Consider the following 22,522-nt stretch of genomic DNA (forward strand, 5'->3'; position numbering starts at 1 on the left):
GAGCCCAAAATTAACTAGTGCCCATTCCCTTTTAAAATAAGTTGCATCTAATATGTTGAGGTTTAGAGACAGTGGGAGAAAGATTAAAAGGGAGTGTGTGTAAATGGGTGAATCTAAAGATAAATCCAAAGATAAAAATAAAAGCAGCAAAGTAAAAATAACCACAGGTCCATTTCTTGTACCAGAAGAGCTTGATTCAGAGCTTCAAGGCGGGCGGGACAACGATAGAATCATAATCATTTTAAAAAATCCAACGAGTAAAGAGCTTAAGGTAAAAGTTACACTGGGTGTTTGTTTAGAACCAATAGAGCCAGCAAGCGGGTTTATAAATGTATATAAAGATATTGAGGAAAAAGAAATTAAGTTAGGGTACTTCACTCTGAAACCGCATACGTGTACACGAATTGAAAGGAATATCCCTAGGAATTTGGGATTAGGAAAAGATGAGAGTAATGCGGTTTATAGGGTTACAGCAAAAGGGGATTTCAATGTTTGTTCCCATTCCTCCCAAGTACTTTGCGGCCTTGCCGAGATATCGGTTATTGGCGGAAGTGTATTTAATTTTGAAGAACCAGGGCTTGAACAGGCAGATCCAGCATTGTTTTTCCCGTACAGTAATTTCGTTGTTTGTAAGAAAGACTAAATGATTTTGCGATCAGGTGGATGGTAGTTTCCACCTGATTTCTTTGTCGTTGAAGGGAAGTTGAATACGCGTGAATCTTGTTAAAGGAGAAAAAAATTACATGTAGAAGACTAATATAGCGCAATACAATGAAAAAGGAGTGCAAAAGATGTACGAACTTAAAACTAAAGTGAATGATAACAGCGTCATCGAGTTTATTGAGAGTGTGGATAGCCCTAAGAAACGTGAAGATGCTTATAAACTATTAGATATTTTTACAGAAACTACTGATTTTGAGGCAAAGATGTGGGGACCGAGCATCATTGGTTTCGGATCGTATCATTATAAATACAAAACGGGTCATGAAGGAGATGCTCCCATTGTCGGCTTTTCGCCGCGGAAAGCAAAGATTAGTCTTTACTTTGCACCAGGAGACCCAAATCGTGATGAATTGTTGAGTAAGTTTGGTAAACATACTACTGGAGCGGCTTGTGTATACATAAATAAAGTAGCTGATATAGATGTCGAGATATTAAAAAAATTAATAAAGCAATCTGTAGCATTTTTACAAAAGACGTATCCACAAGAAAAGAATAATGTATGAAGAGGAGGGCACTTGAAGAAAAAGAAAACATTTAACTTTTCAAATAGCGGGTTAGCAATCGGTATTGCAATAGGGGTTGCGATCGGACTCGCTCTTGATAATATTGCTATTGGAATCGGAATTGGTATTGTATTTAGTCTAGCGATATCAAGCAGTCAAAACAAAAAGAAATAGCGAAGAAGGAGCCCATCCGGACTCCTCCTTTTTAATTATTACCAGTGTTTTTTGCAGCCGCACTTTCTCTTCTTTTTCTTGCATCTCTTACACTTGAAGTGAATCCAGCTAGAAGAAGAGGAAGAAGACTCGCATCTGTCGTGTTTTCTGAAACAACCCATAAAAAATCACCCCGCTATTATCACAGCACTTTTTTGCTTGTGCTGGATACTACATCATATGCAAGCAGAGGACAAGTTGTTCAGGCAAGTGAAGGGATTCTAAATAAATCAACTGTTGCCTCTAGTCGTCATAATTTTTATAAAATCCTGGACAAAAGCGTCGTAATTAAACCATATTGCAATATGATCAACAGCCACAGCCTGAGGTTCTGGAGGAACGAGGGGTCTGAAGTCTGCAGAGCTGAGTCCCTTTGTCTGATCCATATTCGTAGAAACTTGCGCTTTACGATCGATATAACGAACTTGATTGTGATGAACGAGAGCGAATAATGCTAGTACATCATGAAGTGGACTGCCTTCAATGCCAGGTATTAACTTTTTATAGGCAGCGTTATAAAAATCAAAAATCGGTTTAATTAAAGGGGTGAACGCATTATAATTGGCAGCTGTGATCTGATTAATGGTTTCCGTTTTGATGAGCGCATAGTTCGTTACGTTTAATGGCAGAATGTAGACGTTTCGCGCTTTATTTAAAACAAGATTGGATGCGATCGAATCGCCATGAAAGTTTGCTTCAGCTAAAGGTGTTACATTTCCAGGAACCAGAAATGCACCGCCCATGATATAATAGGCAGAAATTTTACTCATCTGCTCATCCCCGCCAAGAATAAATGCAGTTGCTAATGATGTGGACCTTCCAACATCGACGATACACAGGTTATTTTCATAGCGTTTAATAATTTTAAAGATCTCATCGAAATTAAGAATCTCCCGTTGAATCGTCTCTGGGGGTCTAATAGGTCCCAAACCTTCTTCACCATGGATCTCAGGATAGTAAACAGCTATTTCACCACTAAAGGGACTCCTCGCTCCGGCGATAATGGGAATGTCAGGTCGGTTCGCAAGATGAACAAGATAAGCGATATTTTGAGTTGCCTGCTGCTGAGGCACATTTCCGTAGCTTGAAACAATACCCACTACATTTATATTTGGATTAAGCAGGGCGTACATGATCGCAAGTGAATCATCAATCCCGGGATCGCAAAACAATAATGTATTATACATATCTGTGCCTCCCCTCAACAATAATCTTATGCATAAGATGTAAGTAAATTAACTGGAATAAATATGAACTTTATTTCAATCGTTTAATTTTGGTTAAAGAATCTAAGAATAGGTACCGTATAACCAAACATGCTATGATAAAACAAAATACGAGGAGTTGAGTGAAAATTGAAACAAGAAATCATTGATAGATTTACTTCCTATGTAAAAGTTGATACCCAATCTGATGCGAGCAGTGAATCTACACCTTCGACGCCTGGACAGCTGACCCTTGCGAATATGTTAGTTGAAGAATTAAAACAGATCGGCATGGAAGAAGTAACGATTGATGATAACGGCTATGTGATGGCAAGTCTCCCATCTAATACGGAAAAAGATGTGCCGGTTATCGGATTTTTGGCTCACGTCGATACAGCGACTGATTTTACAGGAACGAACGTGAAGCCGCAGATCGTTGAAAACTATGATGGGGATACTATCATTTTGAACAAAGACCTACATATTGAATTATCACCGAAAGATTTTCCTAGTTTAAAAGACTACAAAGGTCACACGCTGATCACAACTGACGGTACAACACTGCTTGGAGCAGACAACAAAGCCGGCATTGCGGAAATCATGACAGCGATGAAGTATTTAATCGAACAGCCAGAAATCAAGCACGGCAAGATCAGAGTCGCATTCACACCGGATGAAGAGATCGGAAGAGGCCCTCATAAATTTGATGTGGCAGCGTTTGGCGCGAAGTTTGCCTACACGATGGACGGCGGACCTCTAGGTGAGCTGGAGTATGAAAGCTTTAATGCAGCTGATGCCAAGATTAGAATCCTGGGCAAGAACATTCATCCTGGGTCTGCAAAAGGAAAGATGATCAACTCCGCTAAAATCGCGATGGAACTCCAAAGTAAGCTGCCAGCAGACGAAGCCCCTGAATACACAGAAGGTTATGAAGGCTTTTATCATCTGATCGGGTTGAAGGGTGATGTAGAGCAAACAGACATGCGTTACATCATCAGAGATCATGACAAAAACATTTTTGCGAAGAGAAAATCTACGATGCAAGCTATTATCGATGAACTAAGAGAAAAGTATGGTAAAGATAATATTCTGCTGGAGATGGAAGATACGTATTACAACATGAAAGAGAAGATCGAACCTGTTAAAGAAATCGTAGATCTCGCTTACAAAGCCATGAAAAAACTGGAGATTGAGCCGATCATTAAGCCGATCCGAGGCGGAACAGATGGTTCTCAGCTTTCGTACATGGGACTGCCGACACCGAACATCTTTACAGGCGGGGAAAACTATCATGGCCGCCACGAATATATCTCAGTCGATAACATGATCAAAGCTACCCAAGTCATCATTGAGCTTGTTCAGTTGTTTGAGCAGGAATCATAGAAGTCAGAAGCTAACCAATTTATCCAGTGGTTAGCTTTTATTAAATGGTAATGGAGTTATGGGTATGCCCATTTTACTTGTTCCTGACAGCTTCATCCATCGTTCTGATAAAGTTCTTTTTTGAGCGAGAAAAGTACAAGGAGAGATTTCCAAAGCTCTTTTATTTTCTTTTTGTTGAACTAGCAGTATTTACATTCTTGGTTTATTTTCTCAGCAAACGATTTAGTTAATGGATGCAATTTCAAAATCAAACGAATATTCAAAAAATAACTGTCATTAAAACGGCAAACTATTTATAATATAAGTACATAAATAAACTATTCAGTCGGTTTTAACGATTACAAATTAGGAGGATCTTTATGGAGTCTTATTTCTTTGAACGAAATCGAAGCAGATTAAAAGAATGGCTGCCTGATGAATCATTAACGATTCTTTTTGCAGGGAAAGCACCTCAAAAGTCAGCGGATGAGCATTATCCGTTCGTACCGAATCGTAACTTTTATTACTTAACAGGTATTAACGAGCCTAATGTGATTTTGGTGATGAAGAAGAATGGCCAAACATTTGAGGAAACACTTTTTATTGAAAAAGCGGACCCGGTAATGGAAAAATGGGTGGGCAAAACCGTTTCTAAGGAAGAAGCAGAGAACATATCCGGAATTAAAGACATTAAGCATGTGGATAGCTTTGAGTCGTTTGTCGCAGGAAACTTCTTCACGAATCAAGCGAAACAGGTGTGTTTAGATTTAGAGCGTCGAGGCTGGTCAGGAGCACCAACAAGCACTTCTCTTTTTGCTAAACACATCAGAGAGCATTACCCGCATGTTGCTATCCACAACATCTATCCTGAGATTTGTGAACTTCGTGTTTATAAAACATCAGAAGAAATCCAGAAGATTAAAGAAGCGATCGCAATCACCAAAGAGGGAATCTACAATATCCTGAAGAACGCTAAAGCGGGAATGATGGAATATCAACTCGAAGCGCATTTTGATTTCACATTAAAATCAAATGGCATCCGCAATTATGCGTTTAATACGATTACGGCGAGCGGTAAAAACGCAACGGTGCTGCACTATGAGCACAATAATGCGCAAACCAATGATGGCGATCTCGTTCTGCTGGATCTTGGAGCACAAAAGGATTATTACAACGCTGACATCAGCTATACGTTCCCGGTAAACGGCAAATTTTCAGATCGTCAGAAAGAGCTGTATAACATCGTCTTAAAGGCTTTGAAAGAAACCACAGCTCTAATTAAGCCAGGTCTTCCTTATGAGGAACTTGATAAGCATGCAAAAAAGGTTTTATCAGAAGAATGCAGAAAGATCGGCTTGATTCAAGAAGACTCCGAGATCTCCAAATACTATTATCATAGTGTTGGACACTTCCTTGGCTTGGATACGCACGATGTCGGTTCCTATAAAGACCGTGTCCTAGAGCCAGGAATGGTCATTACGATCGAGCCTGGATTGTACATTGAAGAAGAGTCAATCGGAATTCGCATCGAGGATGACATTTTAGTAACGGAAGATGGATACGAGAATCTTTCAAAAGATATCATGCGTGAACCAGAAGTGATTGAAGAGTTTATGGCGACTCAAGGCCAGCTTTCTTCTCAAAGATAATTTTATTCAACACCTTCTATTAAGTTTAGGAGGTGTTTTTTTCACTTTCGCAACAATAAAAATAAAAGTTGAAGCTGCTGTCCTGCTGGCAAATTTGCTGGATCAAGGTATGCTAAAGACAGATGGTAACTTGTGTCGGGACTTTTAATTAGGAAGTAAACATAAGAAAGAGGGCAACTTGATGTGTTAGCTAGCTCTTTTTCGTTTTACGGTACGTGTTCTTTAATTTATTACACGTTCGCTCAAAACCATCGAGGTTTCGCTCAGGATCGTTGAGTTTCGCTCAAAATCGGTCCCGTTTCGCTCAAGATAACCGAGTTTCGCTCAAACACCCTACCGTTTCGCTCAATAGGCTATAGACTTATTGGAAAAAGTCATTAAAATCTTTTAAAAATACGGGTGAGCCACTTATTTAACGGATCAGACATAGATTTATTGTTTAAAGTATGTAATTTCTGACCAGAAATATACCTTTTTATATTGTTCCACAGAACATCACCTTGTTTGTCATTGAATTTACTTCCACTAGGAAGCCCACCGATTGAAACACAATCTCCGGCACCAAAAAGAAAAGGAAACTCCTTATTTTGCAGGGTGTCTTCCACAAGCATCGTCCCATCTTCAGCAACCGGAACCAGTGCCTGCTTAAATAGGGAGAACTTCATATCAAAATCAAATGAGATCACATCAAAACGGTAGATCTCGCCTGAAAAGCTCAGCAGCATTTTTTGCAGTGGGTCAAACGAAATAATAGTATCTTCTATAAAAGAAAAAGATGCCTTTTCAATTAAGGATTCAAAATCTATCGGGACATCATCTTTAGAAGATGAGATAAAGGTAACTTCGTAATCTTTGGATTTCTCGTTTAATAGACGGCGAAGAATGGATAAGTGGGCATAACCACTGCCAATTAATAAGATTTTAGTCAATTAGCACACTCCTGTTATTGTTTTTTCATATTAACATCATATAGACTTTTCTCTTTAATCGCGAATGGTTGGTCTTTTAGATGTTTAAAGGATTTGTGAAAGAAAAAATGTAATAATTAATTTGGGATTAATGTTAGTTTTTGGATTAGAAGTAGGGCGAAACATGTTATGTGTTGCCCATTATTAATCATTAACCAAGGAGAAAGTCTTCTTGGTTTTTTTAATTAGGCTCTATTAAAGTTCAATGTTGATATAAGCGTAAAAATAGAACTTCCGATTTAATGGAAGTTCTATTTTTAACTATTTGCTTATTAAAAAAGCATAAAAAATACATCTAAAACTTTAATATGGAGTACACCTTTAAGTCCTTATGTTCCCCTTTAACATACATTACCTTTCTACTTATACCTTCGAAAGACATACCTAACTTTTTCATAACACGCTCTGAACCCTTGTTTTCTAAAAAGCATCTCGCCTGAATACGAACTAAGTTCATACTTATGAAACCAAAAGAGGTGATTGCCCTTGCTGCTTCGGTAATTAACCCTTTGCCCCAGTATTCTTTAGATAGAACATATCCAATTTCAGCACTATTGTGTTCTGGCTGCCACCAAACAAAGTGAACGGTTCCAATAAATTTACCATTTTCTTTAAGCTCAATCCCCCATAGAGCATCATATTGAGGTAAAAACGTATTAATAAATTCAATTGTATCTGATAATGAAGAATGAGTATCCCAAGTTACATATCTCGTTACTTCTTCATTCGAAGCATATAAATACATATCTTCTGCATCATCTAATGTGATTTTTCTAAGGATGAGACGTTCCGTTTCTATTTTAGGTACATCAGCAAACTTTTCTAAAATATTCATAAATCCACCACTTTACAAAATATTATCGACTGATAATAATCTTATCATTTTTAAAAAATTATGTATTCAATTAACCTGCGAGTTAGTTGAACAAGAAACAAATGTATCATATGTTTCATGTTTTTGTATTTTGTATTAGATTTCCTTTAATAATCAAGTCTTTCATAGTGACTTCATTTCTCTGGTGCTGGAAAAAAAGGGGTTACGATAAACACGTGTGGGTTAACAAGCTTGGATAGAAAGTAAAAATAGAAGGAACCTGTCAAAGAAAGATATTGACAGGTTTTCTTTCAATTATATAACTTTTACAAATGCCTCAGTCGTTTCATGAATCGCTTGTTTCATAATGGAGATCATCTTGCGCAGTTCGTCTTTCGAACTGGCAAGCGGCGGCATGAACACCACAACATCACCAAGAGGACGTGTCAGCATGCCGAGCTCACGCATGCGTAAAGTAGATTTATAGCCAATACGCTCTTTCCACGGAAATGGCTCATCCGTTTCTTTATCCAGCACGAGTTCGATCCCGCACATTAAGCCTAGTTGACGTATATCTCCAACGTGCTCCAGCTTCTTTAACTTTTGCAGTTCAAAAGAGACATAGGCCATTTTTTCTTGCACCTGTTCGATGATATTTTCTCTCTCATAGATTTCCAGATTTGCAAGTGCGGCTGCGCATCCCAATTGATTACCAGTGTATGAATGTCCATGAAAGAATGTTTTGAATTCCTCATATTCTCCATAAAAAGCTTCATAGATTTCTTCTGTTGTCATCGTCGCTGCGATTGGAAGGTATCCCCCTGTAATGCCTTTTGCAATGGTCATCAAATCAGGCTCAACTTCCTCATGTTCAACGGCAAACATCTTTCCGGTACGTCCAAATCCTGTTGCGACCTCGTCCACTATGAGAAGGATGTTAAACGCGCGGCAAAGCTTCTCCACCCCTTTTAAATAACCAGAAGGCATAATGTTCATACCGCCTGCGCCTTGAATAAGAGCTTCCACCGTAATACCCGCGATCTCCCTGTGATGCTCTTCAAAGATGTTTCGCAATTGAGCTAATGCTGCATCCCGGATTTGATCAGGTGTTTCTTCTTTGTTCCGATAGACGAGAGGAAATGGTGCTTTGATCGATTCAAACATAAGAGAGCCATAGACACGGTGATAAATATCCACCGCACCGACACTGATCGCGCCGACTGTATCACCATGATAGCCGTTTGATAGGGTAACGAACTTTCTTTTATCTTTATAGCCTTTGTTCTGCCAATATTGATAGGCCATCTTAATCGCGATCTCAACCGATTCTGCTCCGCTGTCCGAGTAGAAAGTACGCTTTAAGTTTTTTGGAGTAATTTCTGCGAGCTTTTTAGCAAGATTAATAGCAGGGATATTGGATGCGCCTAAAAGTGTAGAGTGGGCAATAGAATCCAGCTGCTTCTTAATAGCTTCATCCATTTCTTTTTTGCGGTGTCCGTGAACGTTTAGCCAAAGAGAAGAGTATCCGTCTAAGTATTCTTTTCCGTAAATATCTTTTAACTTAATTCCTTCACCGCTTTCAATGATAAGTGGATCACGTTCGTAGTCTGTCATCTGGGTAAACGGAAGCCATAAATAATTTTTGCTGTCTTCCAAAAGGGTTTGCTGATTCATCGCATCATGTCCTCCTTTGTTTGATTCAATTGTTGAAAAATGGATTGAAAGTGCTGAGGGTTTTGAAGAGCTTCATCCAGATTTTCAAGACGAGGAATAATCCCTAGAACAGGGATACCGGTAAGTTGTTCGATCACTTCAATGTTATCTTTTTCAATGCTCTCGTCTCGCGTTTGTGTGGCGTTTAAAATAATGCCTTCAATCGGTATGTATGCTGACTTTAATGCCATAACGGATAAAACGGTATGATTGATCGTCCCGAGCCCCGCACGACCTACAAGAATGACAGGAAGTTTCAGGTCGTTCATTAAATCAATCATGCAATAATCATCCTGAATGGGAACGACCACGCCTCCAGCACCTTCGACCAATACCAGGTCATGTTGGGCCTCTAGGTTTGCCGTGTTTTTTAAGATGCCGTCAATATCAAACGTCACATTTTCTTCTCTTGCTGCGAGGTGAGGGGAGCTCGCTTTTGTTAATAGATATGTACAAGCTTTCTCTGTGTGTAATTGCGGAAGAACCCGTTGGTACATCTGCACATCAGGGGCTTGAAGTTTGCCGTCGTCCAAGATTGCCCCGCTTTGAATAGGTTTATAAGGGAAGACGCTCCCACCAGCATTTTTAAAATGGGACAGAAGTAGACTCGTTACTACAGTTTTTCCCACATCTGTGTCTGTTCCGGTAATAAAATAACCAGCCATTGTTAACCTCCAAATTAATTGTCAACTAAATTTACAATGAGGTTAACATATGAGAGAATGTTAGGCAACGGTATTTTTCATCAATTTCATAAGGAGGAAAGATATGAAAACACGTAATATGGTCGTTTGTGCACTTTTTGCAGCACTGATGGCGGTTGGAGCAAACGTGTCTCCGTTTTTAATGATCGGAGGCGTTCCTGTTACATTGCAGCTCATGTTTGCCATTTTGGCAGGTGGCGTATTGGGAAGCAGGTTAGGGGCGATCTCCATGGTAACCTATATGTTGATTGGTCTGATGGGGGCGCCTGTATTTGCTCAATTAAAAGGAGGACCTGCGCAACTATTGAGTCCTACGTTCGGCTTTATCGTTTCATTTATAGCAGTTGCCTATGTTACCGGGAAACTGGTAGGAGACAAGCTGCAAGCGTCAAAAACATCTTACATATTAGCTGCGTTTCTAAGTTTGCTTTTGAATTACGTTATTGGTACAAACTTTATGTATGCTGCATTTCGATTTTGGGCTGAAACACCTGATGGTTTCAGTTATTTGGTTGCCTGGGGGTGGATGGGGGCTTATCTGCCGTTAGATGTTGCGGTGACAGTGGTATCCTTTTCTGTAGTGCCTAAATTAAAAACCGCTCTTAAAAGTACTTTTCAAATAGAGAAGGCTATTTAAATAAGCATGAAAAATACTTACCATACTTATTCCGTCCTTTTAAACTCTTTGTCAGAAAATCTTACAAAAAGATAGTAAAAACACTTTTAAACCATTAAACTGTATGAAAAAGAAAAAAGGGGAAAATAGGTGTGGAGATATTACACGTGCATAATGTAGATGAGCATTTAGAGGAGCTTTCTAAGCTGTTAATAAAAGTAGTGGATGATGGAGCTTCCATCGGATTTCTGCCTCCTCTCAAAATAGCGGATGCTGATGCATTTTGGAAAAGCTGTGAGACACCTGAAATTATTTTCTTAGCGGCAAAAGTGGATGGTAAGATTGCAGGAACCGTTCAGCTGCACCTTTGTACGAAGCCGAACGGAACGCACCGGGCAGAGGTCGCGAAGCTAATGACGCATCCCGACTATCGAAAAAAAGGAATTGCACGGCAATTAATGCATGAGATTGAAAAGCGAGCACACCTGGAAGGTAGATCGTTACTGGTCTTGGATACAAGAGAGGGAGATCCGTCAAACCTGCTCTATCAATCGATGGGTTACCTAGAAGCTGGCCGTATACCTAATTTTGCCCGATCAGAAACAGGAGAACTGGATACCACGGTTCTCTATTATAAAAACATTTAAACCAAGAAAAGGAGAGGATCCCTCTTCTTTTTTGTTGCATGGTGGCGGCATGGACGCCTATGAAGGAAAGACGGAATAGCTTAAACAGAGTGCAATCAGCACTCTGTTTTTTTTGTTCCGTTTAAGAAGAAACTAAGCTGGTTATAGTACAGGTAGAAAGCAGGTGGGAAAGATGGAGAAAACGTTGTCCGATTATCTAAGAAATCATACGGTCCGGTTAAATACCAACATAGATTTAGATGCCATTGTAAGTGAAATTGGTGACGCCAGATATGTTCTGCTAGGAGAAGCATCGCATGGAACGTCTGAATTTTACACCATTCGTGCTGAACTTTCTAAAAAGCTGATTCAAGAAAAAGGATTTTCTTTTATTGCTGTGGAAGGAGACTGGCCCTCCTGTTATCGGATAAATCGTTACATAAAGGGCTACTACGCCAATCAGCCTCAGTTGGATTTTCTTTTAAAACACAGTTTTACACGATGGCCGTCTTGGATGTGGGCTAACAAAGAAATTCTCGATTTTACATCATGGCTGAAAAATTATAACGATCAACAGACGAGACAAAAAAAGGTCGGTTTTTACGGCATCGATATGTATAGCCTTTTTGAATCGATGGAAGAGATTATTCGATATCTGGAAAAGCACGACTCTGAACGAGTGGAGTCTGCCAAAAAAGCTTTTTCTTGTTTTCAGCCGTTTGAAAAGGATGAACAAACATATGCAATGTCGGCGGGGTATCTTTCTGAAAGCTGTGAGGATGAAGTGATCAAGCTGCTTGTAGAAATTCAGTCGAATCGGGATTCATATGAGGAGGATCCTGAAGGCGGTCTTAGTTTGGAGCTCAATGCACTGGTTGCTGCGCACGCTGAAAATTATTACCGTTCTATGGTGAAAGGAGATGCAGAAACATGGAACATTAGAGATCGGCACATGGCTGAAGCTGTGGAACGGCTGATGGATTTTCATGGTGGTGACGCAAAAGTAATCATTTGGGAACATAACACACATATTGGTGATGCACGAGCTACAGATATGGCAGAAGAAGGCATGGTGAACGTAGGTCAATTGATCCGTGAAAACCATAGGCAAGAAGATGTGTTCGCAGTAGGTTTTGGTACTCATAGAGGTACCGTAATTGCAGGGGATGAATGGGGGACTCCTTATAAAAAAATCATGGTACCGCCAGCACCTCCTGACACCTGGGAAGGAATCTTTCATGCAGCAGGTGCACATGACCAGATCGTAATGCTAAGACAGCATCACGAAAAACTGCAAGAAGTAAGAGGTCACAGAGCAATCGGTGTTGTGTACAATCCCCGGTATGAGCATCTTGGCAACTATGTTCCAACTAGTCTTTCAAACCGGTATGATGCTTTTGTTTTTATTAACCATTCGAATGCGCTGCACCCTCTTTAACTAAGTGATAACTCAAGAAGACTTTTTGCTGAAGGACTTAGGAAGCATTATTTAAGTTTTAAATAGACTCGTCTAGTTTTATAAAACTTGGGGTATACAAACTATTAAAATAAGTTTGATTTGACTCGAGGAGGACACAAGATGAAATGGAGAGGCAGACGCGGAAGCACGAATGTTGAAGACCGAAGAGGAATGGGTGGTAAAGGGCTAGCTGTAGGGGGTGGAGTCGGTGGTCTTATCATCGTCTTGATTATTACGCTTTTAGGCGGGAATCCCGGTGACCTTCTTGGTGGAATAGACGGTGGGACAGAGCAGTCCGTTCCTTATGAAGAAACCGAAAAGGAAAAGGAAGATGCTCAGTTCGTTTCCGTTGTTTTGGCGGATACTGAAGATGTGTGGACTGAGGTTTTTCGTGAAGAGGGCTTAACCTATAAAGAACCAAAGCTTGTATTATATTCTGGCAGTGTTCAGTCCGCTTGCGGAGCAGCTGGTTCATCAGTCGGTCCCTTCTATTGTCCTGGTGACCAGAAGCTCTACATAGATCTTAGTTTTTATCAAGAACTTCAAAATAAGTATGATGCACCAGGAGATTTTGCGATGGCTTATGTTATTGCTCATGAAGTAGGTCATCATGTTCAAACCCTTTTAGGAAAATCCGAAGAGCTGCATGCGATGCGTTCAAAACTCAGCAAGACCGAATATAACAAGTACCAGGTAAGATTTGAATTACAGGCTGATTATTACGCAGGTGTGTGGGCAAATCATGCGAAGGATATGAATGTACTTGAAGAAGGTGATCTGGAAGAAGCATTGACCGCAGCGAGCGCGGTCGGTGATGATACCCTTCAAAAGAAACATCAGGGATACGTAGTCCCGGAAAGCTTTACACATGGTACATCTGAACAGCGTAAGCGCTGGTTTCATAAAGGATTTAAAAACGGTACAATCAAGGGCGGAGATACGTTTAAAGCGAAGGAATTTAATAGGAATTTAAGTTAATAGGAATAAAAAATACCCCTTAATGAGGAAGAACGTATCCTCTAGGGGCCATTTTTTATAGGGAGTATTTTTAGGAGAAACAAATAAGGTGAGTGTCCTTTTAGAAAGGACACTTTCTTTTATGAAAAATGGAATCCCACGGTAGGGGAGAAAAATCCCACGTTATTTCAAAAAATCCCACGTTAACACCCTTAAATCCCACGTTATTTTTCAGAAACACGATTTTCGACACCTCTCGACACCGCACACCCGAACCACACCCCAGCCCATTAGTTTTAACCATAGATGAAGCATTTTTAGAAGTCCGAAACATGAACATATGTCATAATAAGCGTATTAACGTTTAAGGAGAGGTGATTTAAATGAATGTAGCTCTACTAAGCAAATGGCATGTACACGCGGTTGATTACGCCCGTGAAGCGCAAGAAAATGAATCGATCTCTATCAAAATGGTTTGGGATGAAAATCCAGAGCGGGGAAGAGAATGGGCAGAAGAATTAGGGGTTTCTTTTCAGCCGGACTTAAAAAAGGTCTTTGAGAGTTCTGAGATTGACGGTGTTATCGTAACGACAGCGACGAACCGTCATAAGGATATTATTATAACGGCTGCGAACCACGGGAAACATATTTTTACGGAAAAAGTGCTGGCCTTTACAGTTCAAGAGTGCGAGGAAATCTTTTATGCAGTGGAGAAAAACAACGTTCAGCTTATGGTCAATCTTCCGCGGCTGACAGAGACTTTTTATCTGTACGCGCAGGAAGTGGTGGACAAAGGTCTTCTTGGTGACATTACATACATCAGATGCCGGGTTGCGCACAATGGGTCTGTGCCAACGAAAGAAAATCCAAAAGGATGGCTGCCTGAACATTTCTATCATAAAGAAGAGTGCGGCGGAGGGGCGTTGATTGATCTCGGCGCGCATCCGATCTACTTAACAAACCGTTTGGGAGGAAAAGTAAAAGCGGTCACTGGTAAGTTGAACGAACTTTATCATCTCGGAGTGGACGACAACGCGGTAGTGATGGTCGAGTTTGAGTCAGGTGCGATGGGGATGATCGAAACCGGATTCTTATCGTATGGAAGTCCACAGCAGCTTGAACTATATGGAACGGAAGGAACACTCATGATTGAAGGGGAAAACATCCGAATTAAGAGCAAGCACTTTAATACGGATGAGTGGGTGACACCAGAAGAGCTTCCGGAACCGATCTATTCGGCGATGGAGCAATGGGTACAAGCGATTCAGACAGGGAATAAACCTTCTATTACAAAAGAAGATATTTTAAATTTGACGGCGATTAATGAAGCAGCCGCAACCTCTAACAGCGAAGGCCGCCGTGTACTTCTTTCTGAACTTGGAATCAAACAAGGAATCTGATACCACAAAAAAAGAGCTGATACAAAAGCTCTTTTTTCCTTTTAAGCAGGTTTTCCCCTGATCATGGAAACAAGCCAAACTGTCACCGGCAAGAGTCCCCATAGGAAACGATTTTGTCGTTTGCGATGCTATGGATGTACATGAGAGATACACTTGTTTGAGTAATGTTCTCGATCTCTTTTTTCTCAACCCATAGTCTTGGATCTTTTATTTTTCTCCTGACTAAGGTCGTATTGGTCAGGATGTTTTCTGTAAAAGCCTCTTTCGGCCCACGTACGACATTTTCGGTTGCTGATTCGGAAACATCACGATCTCTCCAGCCTTTTGCGTTAATCACAAGAGCATTTGAAACTGAGTTTACTAGCAGAACAGCGTTTCCCGCGAGTATGGCTGATGTGACTTCTTTATAAAGATAAACTTCCTTTACTTTGCTCACAGGTGCAAAAAAATGTTTCATAAAATCAAAAGGTTCTATTGTCTCTGACAAGTACTCAGAGTGTTTGATAAGACTATTAGAACGACTGATGTTTTCGAAAAAATGATTGATGATCATCTTGTCTGCCAGACCGTCTATATAAATCAGCACAGCCTTTTTATTATCTAGTTCAAAATCTGAAAATGAGAGATCAGAAATGTTACTGAACGTTTGCTGCAGATACTGTATGTTTTGGTTGAGTTCAATGGACAAGGCATCCTCTGGTGACTCTTCCTTTTTGTGATTGTCTTGTTGCGGCTGTTCTTATTCTTTGCCTTTGTCTTTTAGAAGCTTCTTGATCGGTCTTCTCTTAAATACCATCAGCAAAACTCCCGTACAGGTTTTTTGATATTTTTACCTGGAGTGCGCTGAAATATTCTTATGTTTACGAGAGGAAAGGAAGGGAATGAAGTCGAATTAAAGGAGTTTCTCTGTTTTTGCAGAATTGTTTACTCGTGATTATACAAGTTCAGGAGGTTTTTTACATGGACCAAAAAACAATTCTGTTAAGACAGATGGCTGCCAATCATAATGAGCCAAATTGGTTTGTTCCGGTCGAACGGGCACTGGATGGGTTAACGGCAGAGCAGGCGAACGAAAAGTCAGGCGACAGCAACTCGATCCGGGAGATCGTGAATCACCTAATCTTTTGGAACGAGCGTTATTTGGGCAGGTTTAAGGGAGATTCATCTTCGAAAAAAATAGAAAGCAATGACGAGACGTTTCAAAGTGAAAACAAGCAGGACTGGGAAGAGGCAAAAAAGCAGCTTTTTAGTGTGCTGACAGAGTGGGCAAGTGCAGTAAAGGGAGCGGATGATGCAGTGTTCGAGCGTTCAGCGCATCAAGACCGTCATGATCCGTGGTATTCGGTTCTCGGGAATATCAACATCCATAACGCCTATCATATTGGTCAGATCGTTGAGGTTCGTAAAACCAATGGTAACTGGGATCCGAAGAAGGGTGTTCATTAAAGAGGAGGATTATAAATGGAATCAACATTCGTATATGTAACTTACATTGCGGCTTCACCAGAAAAAGTGTGGGAAGCCTTAACAGAAGGTGATATTTCGGAAAAGTACTTTTTCGGGAGCAGAATCGAGTCAGATTGGGAAGAAGGATCAGGTGTTACCTATTCCCGTAACGGGGAAGTTACTGATGAGGGAAATGTCCTAAAGTATGACCCGGTCCACGAGCTTTCGTTTACTTGGACGCACAAAGATGATGATACACCGCGAGAAAGTCCGACTGTCGTAACATTTAAGCTGCAGCACATGGACTCGACGGTGAAACTCACAGTGATTCATGAAAACCTGGTGAAGAACGACTTTGTTGAAAAAGAGGGCACGTTCGAAGGGGCAAACAACGGCTGGCCAGCGATTTTGAGCAACCTGAAAACATTCCTTGAAACAGGCAAGACACTGCCGGCAGTGAGTTTGTAAATTTTTTTCATAAATTGTAAATTATTGTCGAAAATCGTGTTTATTGAAATTAACGTGGGATTATGGTCGAGTTTCGTGGGAAAAATGAAAATAACGTGGGATTTCTGTAATTAACGTAGTAATTAATATTTTTGTAATGAAATCGTCCTTTCCATTCACACAAATACGAGAGATGTATTTTCGATAAGGACATGAATCTGAAAATAAACGGCTTACTCTATTTCTAATAGATTATAGGCCGTTTTTTATTGTTAAAGTTCATTATTTTCACTGTTTTTGTTAGATATTAAGAAATTTTTGATGGTAATTAATAAATCCATCAACAATTAAGTACCCCATTTCTCATACAATTCCTTTATTTCTTCACCATGCGTGATCCCATATTCAGATGGAGTCTCCAAAACAAAAGGAACATTCTTCATAACCGGGGAAAGGACCAGTTTCGTAAATTGCTCTTCAGTTATATGACCGTTATGAAAGATGTTGGCATGGCGGTCTTTTCCTTCACCAGATGCATATCGGGAATTGTTTAAATGGACAGCCGTCAAATGCTGAAAGTAACCTAATTCAGTACCTTTTTCCTCAAGCTCATCCCAATTCTTTCCCGTCCACATACCGCTTGCAAAAGCGTGGCACGTATCAAGGCAGAAGCCTATTTTTTCGGGATGTTCACACAGGTTCCTCACTTGGACCAGCTCCTCTATCGTCGTTCCCATTGAACCCGGCCGACCAGCATTATTCTCCAATAAAATTTTACAGTATCCATCCCAATCATTAAGAACGGCATTCAGCATATGAATCATCAGCTGATAGCTTGCAAGAGGATCTTCTCCTGGAATCGGATTTCCGAAATGCACGACAACACCCGCAGAACCGCAGGCGTTAGCAATCTCAAGGTCATTTTTTAAAGACTTAATCGTTATTTCTCTTTTATCATCAGATGGAGTAAGACTCGTTGGATAAGGAGTATGCGCCACGGAAATCAGATTGTTCTCTTCACAAAATGCTTTACAGCTTGCCGCATCCCCTCTATTAAAATCCTTTACAGACAGACTGCGCGGATTCTTCGGAAAAAATTGATACGCGCGGCCACCTAATGAAAGAGCATGTTTAGCAGCTCCGAGATAACCGTTCCTGATACTGACATGGCAGCCAAACCGCACAATAATCCCTTCTTTCATTCAGAAAATATAAACATAAAGTTTCCAAATTCCAAGGATGATATTCGAATAGCAGTCCATTGGTCTCAGTTTTAAAAAAATGGAGAAGGGAATATTGATATAAATTCCTAAAGGAGGTGGATAACATGTCTGTTTATGATCAAATCAGCTCATGCTGCAGCAGGATTGAGAAAGCAGACACAAAAGAAGACGTACTACGCGAAGTAGATAAGCTGGATAACTACGCCTCTTATCTCAACGCTGACAAAGCACAAAGACTTCATATTTATTGTGATAATATTCGAAAACTAAACGTAGATGTGAAAAGTGAAACCATCAATCAATCTCAATCGATAAGAAAGTTATTTTCATAGCTTGACAATAGACAAGACTGTCCTATGGGCGGTCTTGTTTTTCATCCATCACATATTTGGAACTGAGAAGTGGAACAATGAAACAAAACGCAAAAGAGTATATATGAACAAGAAGGGGTTGAACGAATGGAACACCAATCTGAAAATAAAGACATGAATCATGAATTTTTGCCGATGACGAGTGTAGCAAATAATACAGGCGACCAGGTTGCGCCGGGGGTTTTCGTCCTTACGACTAAGATTGTGAACGTTTATTTTATTCAATGCAGCGAAGATCCGAGTACGTATTATTTAGTGGACGCAGGTATGCCTAAATCGGGGGATATGATTTGTGAATGGGCTGAAAAATGGTTTAACCACCCTCCAAAAGCTATTCTCCTCACTCATGGGCATTTTGATCATGTTGGAGCAGTAAACGATTTAGCTGAAAAGTGGCAGGTGCCGGTCTTTGCACATCATGAAGAGATTCCTTATTTAAACGGGCAAAAAGATTATCCAAAACCAGACCCTTCTGTAAATGGAGGTTTGGTTACAAAGCTTTCACCTATGTTTCCGAACCATGGGATTGATTTAGGCAGCCGCATTCAGCCTCTTCCTGAGGATGGAACCGTTCCAGGACTAGCCGGGTGGAAATGGATCCATACACCGGGCCATACCCCAGGTCATGTTTCCTTCTTTAGAGAAAATGACAGAGTGCTGATTGCTGGGGATGCTTTTATTACGGTAAAACAAGAGTCATTATATCAGGTTATGACTCAAAAACAAGAACTGAACGGACCACCTAAATATTTCACGACTGATTGGAAACTCGCTGAAAAATCAGTTCAAACATTAGCTGCACTAGAGCCATCTGTAGCGGCAACAGGACACGGGATCCCAATGAACGGTTCTAAGCTGAAAGAAGGCCTGCCTCATCTTGCACAAAACTTTAATGAGCTTGCAGTACCTGACCACGGTAAATATGTAGATTAACATAAAAAATCCCTCGTGATTCCTTCATGAGGGATTTGTACATTCATTCATATCTCGTTTCTTGTAGAGCAGCTTGAGTTTCGTGAAGGTGTCTTAAATATTCCTTAGCGTGCAGAAGCTGTTTTTTCTCTTCCTCTGTCGTCCCTTCTCCAGCAGAATGAACCGATTGCTGAGCAGTCTCGAGCCATATTTTTGCGATTTGAAAACAAGTTGGTGTTGCGTTTGCCTGTGCTTCAATCATCGCTTCGTCCGCCCGTTTTACATGATCTAAAGCTTCCTGAATCTTTGGAGGCAGGTTTTGTTCCATTAGATACAGCTCCTCTTCTTTAAATTAATTTTAGGTCTTATTGAAACTTTTCACGAATAAGATGTAGACATGCAGAGTTGTCCATCTTTTTTCGTGGAGGTCTCATATGGTTCTTATCCTAAAATACGTTTTGTTAGGGATTTCACTTGCTGCACCAATCGGTCCTGTCAATGCCGCACAGATGGATCGCGGAATCAAATACGGGTTCTGGCAAGCTTGGATGGTCGGTCTCGGAGCAACAGTTGCGGATGGATTATACATGCTTATGGTTTACATGGGACTCGTAAGTTTTATCAACACAGCATTTATGAAATCGTTTTTGTGGCTTTTCGGCTGTTTTGTTCTTCTTTATACAGGGATAGAGACCTTTAAAAAGGCGTCCGGTGAGATCAGAGGTGAAAAAAACTATACGGTACATTTCGGTAAAAGCTTTTCCGCAGGCTTTTTGATGTCCCTTACAAATCCGCTTACTATCTTATTTTGGTTAGGTATTTATGGTTCTATACTTGCAGAAACTGCATCAAAATATAGTTTGGAAAATTTAATGCTTTATAGCGGAGCAATTTTTGCAGGAATTTTAGTATGGGATTTTACAATGGCTTTAGTATCGAGCTTATTCCGTAAGCTTCTGGCAGACCGAATTTTAGGTGTAATTTCTAAGGTTTCAGGATTATCGCTAATTGGATTTGGTGTTTATTTCGGATATCAAGGAATAACGTTTTTATTTTTTTAAAACAGCTCAGGATCGTTTTCGAGCTGTTTTTCATTTACGCGTGAATTTTTTGGGGCTATAAGTTGAACAATAATATCTGTGAAACAGGAGGGTATTATTGTGAAGGATTCTAATTGCAACGGGGCGGTTCAGCCAGGAATGGATAAATCAGAAGAAAAAACAATGGCCTGGTGGCAGCTTTCTCTAATCGGAGTGGGCTGTACGATCGGGACGGGGTACTTTCTCGGATCCACCATTGGGATTAAGCTGACAGGTCCATCGATTGTATTCTCTTTTTTATTTGCCGCAATCGGTACATATATTGTGTTTCAGCTTCTTGCGAAGATGACGGCAGCCGATCCGCAAAAAGGTTCATTTTGTTATTATGCTTCACAAGCATACGGCAAGTGGGCGGGGTTTAGCTGCGGGTGGAACTATTGGGTTTCCAATATTCTTATCATGGGAAGTCAGCTGACAGCACTGTCTATTCTTTCGCAGTTCTGGTTTCCTCACATTCCGCTTTGGATATTCGCCGCTTTTTATGCGGTCCTTGCAATCATTGTTGTATTAGCAGGAACAAAGAAGTTTGACCAAGTTGAAAATATTTTAGCGGTTATTAAAGTTGCAGCCATCGTAATGTTTATCATTTTAGCAATAGCGGGTCTTATCGGTTTGGTTGATGGTCGGTCTTATAATCTCTCTATTCCAGATACATTCGATGGTTATTTTACAGGCGGTTTAACAGGATTATGGTCTTCACTCATTTACGCATTTTACGCGTTTGGCGGGATTGAAGTAATTGGAATGATGGCCATGCAGTTAAAAAAGAAAGAAGATGCAACAAAAGCAGGCAGTATCATGCTTCTGTTGCTAGCGAGCATCTATGTACTTTCGATTGGGCTGGCTGTTACAACGGTCGAGTTACATATATTTGACCATAAAGAGAGTCCGTTTGTAACGGCAATGGAAAGGTATCATCTTGCCTTTTTCCCGCATGTTTTTAATGGAGCGATAATTATGGCTGGTTTTTCTACGATGGCAGCTGCTTTGTTCGGGGTAACGAACCTGTTATTGACGTTAGCGGAAGATGGCGATGCTCCAAAACTTTTCGCCAAAAAGGTTAAGTTTAAAGAACTGCCTCTGCCGGCAATGGGACTCGGTGCGGCAGGACTGCTGGCAAGCATTATCACGGCGCTCCTTCTGCCAGGAAGAATATACGAATATATCACGACTGCTGCAGGAATCCTTCTTCTTTTCAACTGGCTCTTCATCGTTATTTCAGCTATGAGAATTTTAAAGCAGAAAATGTGGAGCAAAATAATATCAGTAATAGGGATTTTGTTCATTCTGATTGCTGTAACAGGAACCTGGTTTGATCATACCATTCGTCCCGGGCTGTATGTTAGCTTAGGCATTATGGCTTTAATAGGGGTAATAGCAGTAGTGATCCAGAAAAAACATAAAATTAACTAATGATACTGCCTTTTTAATACACTTTTGGTGTTCTTTAGAGGCGGTTTTTTGTTTATTAAAAAGGGAAGGGGTGAAATGCGAGTCGTATGGGGCGAAAAGCGAATCGGGCAAAAAGCATGGTGTATCCTGGTGAAAGTTAGTGATGTTGGGGTGAAAACATGTAATTATCGGGCGAACGTGTAATCAATTAAAGAACACGTACCGTAAAAACTCGAACCAACAGTAAACAAAATAAGTGAAGGACTTCTTATAAAGGAAATAGAATCCTAACTAAAAGAAGAAATTTTTAAGGAGAGAGGTACATATGGCAGCAAACACCCAAAAGATCACTACATTCCTAATGTTCACAGGACAAGCTGAACAGGCGATGAATTTCTACATATCTTTATTCGATGACTCAGAAATTTCGAACGTCCTTCATCAGCAAGATGGGAAAGTGCTGCATGGGATCTTTAAATTAAAAGATCAGACGTTCATGTGTATCGACAGCTCCATAAAACACGAATTTACGTTCACTCCATTGATATCACTTTTTGTTGAGTGCGATTCATTGGAAGAGATAAGCGGACTCTATGAAAAATTGTCACATGGCGGGTCCGTCCTCATGCCGTTAGGAGAAATTCCAGGCAGTGAAAAATTTGGCTGGGTGCAGGATCAGTTCGGCGTTTCGTGGCAGTTGAGTCTTCCTCAAAAATAAA

General features: G+C 40.4%; 25 protein-coding genes. 17 read left to right on the forward strand and 8 right to left on the reverse strand.

Annotated elements, in window-relative coordinates; all coding sequences use genetic code 11:
* Window positions 1–103 precede the first annotated feature (103 nt).
* The 3 genes from M3196_RS18500 (at window position 104) to M3196_RS18510 (ending at window position 1,400) form a co-directional block, all read left to right on the forward strand.
* Window positions 104–643, forward strand: a complete 540-nt coding sequence (locus M3196_RS18500) for a hypothetical protein (protein WP_251323821.1) — start codon at window positions 104–106, stop codon at window positions 641–643.
* A 148-nt stretch (window positions 644–791) separates the two neighbouring features.
* Window positions 792–1,226, forward strand: coding sequence for a DUF1801 domain-containing protein (locus M3196_RS18505; protein WP_251323822.1), 435 nt, complete (start codon window positions 792–794; stop codon window positions 1,224–1,226).
* A 12-nt stretch (window positions 1,227–1,238) separates the two neighbouring features.
* Entirely contained in the window at window positions 1,239–1,400 is a 162-nt protein-coding gene (locus tag M3196_RS18510) for a hypothetical protein (RefSeq protein ID WP_251323823.1), read from the forward strand.
* Between the two features lie 269 nt (window positions 1,401–1,669).
* On the opposite strand, the gene M3196_RS18515 is transcribed toward M3196_RS18510, so the two are convergent.
* Entirely contained in the window at window positions 1,670–2,626 is a 957-nt protein-coding gene (locus tag M3196_RS18515) for a nucleoside hydrolase (protein WP_251323824.1), read from the reverse strand.
* Between the two features lie 168 nt (window positions 2,627–2,794).
* Between M3196_RS18515 and pepT the strand changes: the two genes are divergently transcribed.
* The gene (gene pepT, locus M3196_RS18520; RefSeq protein WP_251323825.1) at window positions 2,795–4,027 is read left to right on the forward strand and encodes a peptidase T; all 1,233 of its coding nucleotides are present in this window, start codon (window positions 2,795–2,797) and stop codon (window positions 4,025–4,027) included.
* Window positions 4,028–4,386: 359 nt separating this feature from the next.
* Window positions 4,387–5,655: an aminopeptidase P family protein gene (locus M3196_RS18525; RefSeq protein ID WP_251323826.1), complete on the forward strand. Its 1,269-nt coding sequence runs from the start codon at window positions 4,387–4,389 to the stop codon at window positions 5,653–5,655.
* A 377-nt stretch (window positions 5,656–6,032) separates the two neighbouring features.
* Here M3196_RS18525 and M3196_RS18530 read toward each other — a convergent pair whose 3' ends face one another.
* From M3196_RS18530 to bioD, 4 genes are all read right to left on the reverse strand, one after another.
* Complete coding sequence (locus tag M3196_RS18530; protein WP_251323827.1) at window positions 6,033–6,584, reverse strand: hypothetical protein; 552 nt, start codon at window positions 6,582–6,584, stop codon at window positions 6,033–6,035.
* A 334-nt stretch (window positions 6,585–6,918) separates the two neighbouring features.
* Complete coding sequence (locus tag M3196_RS18535) at window positions 6,919–7,458, reverse strand: GNAT family N-acetyltransferase (RefSeq protein WP_251323828.1); 540 nt, start codon at window positions 7,456–7,458, stop codon at window positions 6,919–6,921.
* 294 nt (window positions 7,459–7,752) lie between these two features.
* Window positions 7,753–9,111 (reverse strand): adenosylmethionine--8-amino-7-oxononanoate transaminase, encoded by a 1,359-nt coding sequence (gene bioA / locus M3196_RS18540; RefSeq protein WP_251323829.1) that lies wholly within the window; start codon window positions 9,109–9,111, stop codon window positions 7,753–7,755.
* Complete coding sequence (gene bioD / locus M3196_RS18545) at window positions 9,108–9,815, reverse strand: dethiobiotin synthase (protein ID WP_251323830.1); 708 nt, start codon at window positions 9,813–9,815, stop codon at window positions 9,108–9,110. The genes bioA and bioD overlap by 4 nt, the downstream gene beginning before the upstream one ends.
* A 103-nt stretch (window positions 9,816–9,918) precedes the next feature.
* Here bioD and M3196_RS18550 point away from each other — a divergent pair, with 103 nt between their 5' ends.
* From M3196_RS18550 to M3196_RS18570, 5 genes are all read left to right on the forward strand, one after another.
* On the forward strand, window positions 9,919–10,491 hold the full coding sequence (locus M3196_RS18550; protein WP_251323831.1) for a biotin transporter BioY: 573 nt from the start codon (window positions 9,919–9,921) through the stop codon (window positions 10,489–10,491).
* A 125-nt stretch (window positions 10,492–10,616) separates the two neighbouring features.
* Window positions 10,617–11,117 carry a GNAT family N-acetyltransferase gene (locus M3196_RS18555; protein ID WP_251323916.1) on the forward strand — a complete coding sequence of 167 codons (501 nt, stop codon included), beginning with the start codon at window positions 10,617–10,619 and terminating at the stop codon, window positions 11,115–11,117.
* Window positions 11,118–11,289: 172 nt separating this feature from the next.
* Window positions 11,290–12,534 carry an erythromycin esterase family protein gene (locus M3196_RS18560; RefSeq protein ID WP_251323832.1) on the forward strand — a complete coding sequence of 415 codons (1,245 nt, stop codon included), beginning with the start codon at window positions 11,290–11,292 and terminating at the stop codon, window positions 12,532–12,534.
* Between the two features lie 141 nt (window positions 12,535–12,675).
* Complete coding sequence (gene ypfJ, locus M3196_RS18565) at window positions 12,676–13,533, forward strand: KPN_02809 family neutral zinc metallopeptidase (protein ID WP_251323833.1); 858 nt, start codon at window positions 12,676–12,678, stop codon at window positions 13,531–13,533.
* A 362-nt stretch (window positions 13,534–13,895) separates the two neighbouring features.
* Window positions 13,896–14,912, forward strand: a complete 1,017-nt coding sequence (locus M3196_RS18570; RefSeq protein WP_251323834.1) for a Gfo/Idh/MocA family protein — start codon at window positions 13,896–13,898, stop codon at window positions 14,910–14,912.
* An 82-nt stretch (window positions 14,913–14,994) separates the two neighbouring features.
* On the opposite strand, the gene M3196_RS18575 is transcribed toward M3196_RS18570, so the two are convergent.
* Entirely contained in the window at window positions 14,995–15,600 is a 606-nt protein-coding gene (locus M3196_RS18575; RefSeq protein ID WP_251323835.1) for a spore germination protein, read from the reverse strand.
* Window positions 15,601–15,872: 272 nt separating this feature from the next.
* Here M3196_RS18575 and M3196_RS18580 point away from each other — a divergent pair, with 272 nt between their 5' ends.
* Window positions 15,873–16,358 (forward strand): DinB family protein, encoded by a 486-nt coding sequence (locus M3196_RS18580; RefSeq protein ID WP_251323836.1) that lies wholly within the window; start codon window positions 15,873–15,875, stop codon window positions 16,356–16,358.
* 15 nt (window positions 16,359–16,373) lie between these two features.
* Window positions 16,374–16,826, forward strand: a complete 453-nt coding sequence (locus M3196_RS18585; protein WP_251323837.1) for an SRPBCC family protein — start codon at window positions 16,374–16,376, stop codon at window positions 16,824–16,826.
* 326 nt (window positions 16,827–17,152) lie between these two features.
* Here the strand turns inward: M3196_RS18585 and M3196_RS18590 are convergent, their stop codons facing one another.
* On the reverse strand, window positions 17,153–17,989 hold the full coding sequence (locus tag M3196_RS18590) for a deoxyribonuclease IV (protein WP_251323838.1): 837 nt from the start codon (window positions 17,987–17,989) through the stop codon (window positions 17,153–17,155).
* Between the two features lie 143 nt (window positions 17,990–18,132).
* On the opposite strand from M3196_RS18590, the gene M3196_RS18595 reads away from it, so the two are divergent.
* Both M3196_RS18595 and M3196_RS18600 read left to right on the forward strand, forming a co-directional pair.
* Window positions 18,133–18,360 carry a hypothetical protein gene (locus M3196_RS18595; protein ID WP_251323839.1) on the forward strand — a complete coding sequence of 76 codons (228 nt, stop codon included), beginning with the start codon at window positions 18,133–18,135 and terminating at the stop codon, window positions 18,358–18,360.
* 126 nt (window positions 18,361–18,486) lie between these two features.
* Window positions 18,487–19,332, forward strand: a complete 846-nt coding sequence (locus M3196_RS18600; RefSeq protein ID WP_251323840.1) for an MBL fold metallo-hydrolase — start codon at window positions 18,487–18,489, stop codon at window positions 19,330–19,332.
* A 43-nt stretch (window positions 19,333–19,375) separates the two neighbouring features.
* On the opposite strand, the gene M3196_RS18605 is transcribed toward M3196_RS18600, so the two are convergent.
* Window positions 19,376–19,639, reverse strand: a complete 264-nt coding sequence (locus tag M3196_RS18605) for a hypothetical protein (protein ID WP_251323841.1) — start codon at window positions 19,637–19,639, stop codon at window positions 19,376–19,378.
* A 106-nt stretch (window positions 19,640–19,745) separates the two neighbouring features.
* On the opposite strand from M3196_RS18605, the gene M3196_RS18610 reads away from it, so the two are divergent.
* From M3196_RS18610 to M3196_RS18620, 3 genes are all read left to right on the forward strand, one after another.
* Window positions 19,746–20,372, forward strand: coding sequence for a LysE family transporter (locus tag M3196_RS18610; RefSeq protein ID WP_251323842.1), 627 nt, complete (start codon window positions 19,746–19,748; stop codon window positions 20,370–20,372).
* Window positions 20,373–20,510: 138 nt separating this feature from the next.
* On the forward strand, window positions 20,511–21,824 hold the full coding sequence (locus tag M3196_RS18615; RefSeq protein WP_251323917.1) for an amino acid permease: 1,314 nt from the start codon (window positions 20,511–20,513) through the stop codon (window positions 21,822–21,824).
* A 304-nt stretch (window positions 21,825–22,128) separates the two neighbouring features.
* A complete protein-coding gene (locus M3196_RS18620; RefSeq protein WP_251323843.1) occupies window positions 22,129–22,521 on the forward strand; it encodes a VOC family protein in 393 nt (130 codons plus the stop codon).
* Window position 22,522: the final 1 nt, after the last annotated feature.

The sequence above is a fragment of the Fictibacillus nanhaiensis genome (genome assembly GCF_023715445.1).
Classification (GTDB): Bacteria; Bacillota; Bacilli; order Bacillales; family Fictibacillaceae; genus Fictibacillus; species Fictibacillus nanhaiensis_D.

What these genes read in the sequence shown, in the direction of transcription:
- M3196_RS18500 (WP_251323821.1), top strand. Translation starts at nt 104, where the DNA reads ATGGGTGAATCTAAAGATAAATCCAAAGATAAAAATAAAAGCAGCAAA.
- M3196_RS18505 (WP_251323822.1), top strand. Translation starts at nt 792, where the DNA reads ATGTACGAACTTAAAACTAAAGTGAATGATAACAGCGTCATCGAGTTT.
- M3196_RS18515 (WP_251323824.1), bottom strand. Translation starts at nt 2,626, where the DNA reads ATGTATAATACATTATTGTTTTGCGATCCCGGGATTGATGATTCACTT.
- M3196_RS18525 (WP_251323826.1), top strand. Translation starts at nt 4,387, where the DNA reads ATGGAGTCTTATTTCTTTGAACGAAATCGAAGCAGATTAAAAGAATGG.
- M3196_RS18535 (WP_251323828.1), bottom strand. Translation starts at nt 7,458, where the DNA reads ATGAATATTTTAGAAAAGTTTGCTGATGTACCTAAAATAGAAACGGAA.
- bioA (WP_251323829.1), bottom strand. Translation starts at nt 9,111, where the DNA reads ATGAATCAGCAAACCCTTTTGGAAGACAGCAAAAATTATTTATGGCTT.
- bioD (WP_251323830.1), bottom strand. Translation starts at nt 9,815, where the DNA reads ATGGCTGGTTATTTTATTACCGGAACAGACACAGATGTGGGAAAAACT.
- M3196_RS18550 (WP_251323831.1), top strand. Translation starts at nt 9,919, where the DNA reads ATGAAAACACGTAATATGGTCGTTTGTGCACTTTTTGCAGCACTGATG.
- M3196_RS18560 (WP_251323832.1), top strand. Translation starts at nt 11,290, where the DNA reads ATGGAGAAAACGTTGTCCGATTATCTAAGAAATCATACGGTCCGGTTA.
- ypfJ (WP_251323833.1), top strand. Translation starts at nt 12,676, where the DNA reads ATGAAATGGAGAGGCAGACGCGGAAGCACGAATGTTGAAGACCGAAGA.
- M3196_RS18570 (WP_251323834.1), top strand. Translation starts at nt 13,896, where the DNA reads ATGAATGTAGCTCTACTAAGCAAATGGCATGTACACGCGGTTGATTAC.
- M3196_RS18580 (WP_251323836.1), top strand. Translation starts at nt 15,873, where the DNA reads ATGGACCAAAAAACAATTCTGTTAAGACAGATGGCTGCCAATCATAAT.
- M3196_RS18585 (WP_251323837.1), top strand. Translation starts at nt 16,374, where the DNA reads ATGGAATCAACATTCGTATATGTAACTTACATTGCGGCTTCACCAGAA.
- M3196_RS18595 (WP_251323839.1), top strand. Translation starts at nt 18,133, where the DNA reads ATGTCTGTTTATGATCAAATCAGCTCATGCTGCAGCAGGATTGAGAAA.
- M3196_RS18600 (WP_251323840.1), top strand. Translation starts at nt 18,487, where the DNA reads ATGGAACACCAATCTGAAAATAAAGACATGAATCATGAATTTTTGCCG.
- M3196_RS18605 (WP_251323841.1), bottom strand. Translation starts at nt 19,639, where the DNA reads ATGGAACAAAACCTGCCTCCAAAGATTCAGGAAGCTTTAGATCATGTA.
- M3196_RS18610 (WP_251323842.1), top strand. Translation starts at nt 19,746, where the DNA reads ATGGTTCTTATCCTAAAATACGTTTTGTTAGGGATTTCACTTGCTGCA.
- M3196_RS18615 (WP_251323917.1), top strand. Translation starts at nt 20,511, where the DNA reads ATGGATAAATCAGAAGAAAAAACAATGGCCTGGTGGCAGCTTTCTCTA.
- M3196_RS18620 (WP_251323843.1), top strand. Translation starts at nt 22,129, where the DNA reads ATGGCAGCAAACACCCAAAAGATCACTACATTCCTAATGTTCACAGGA.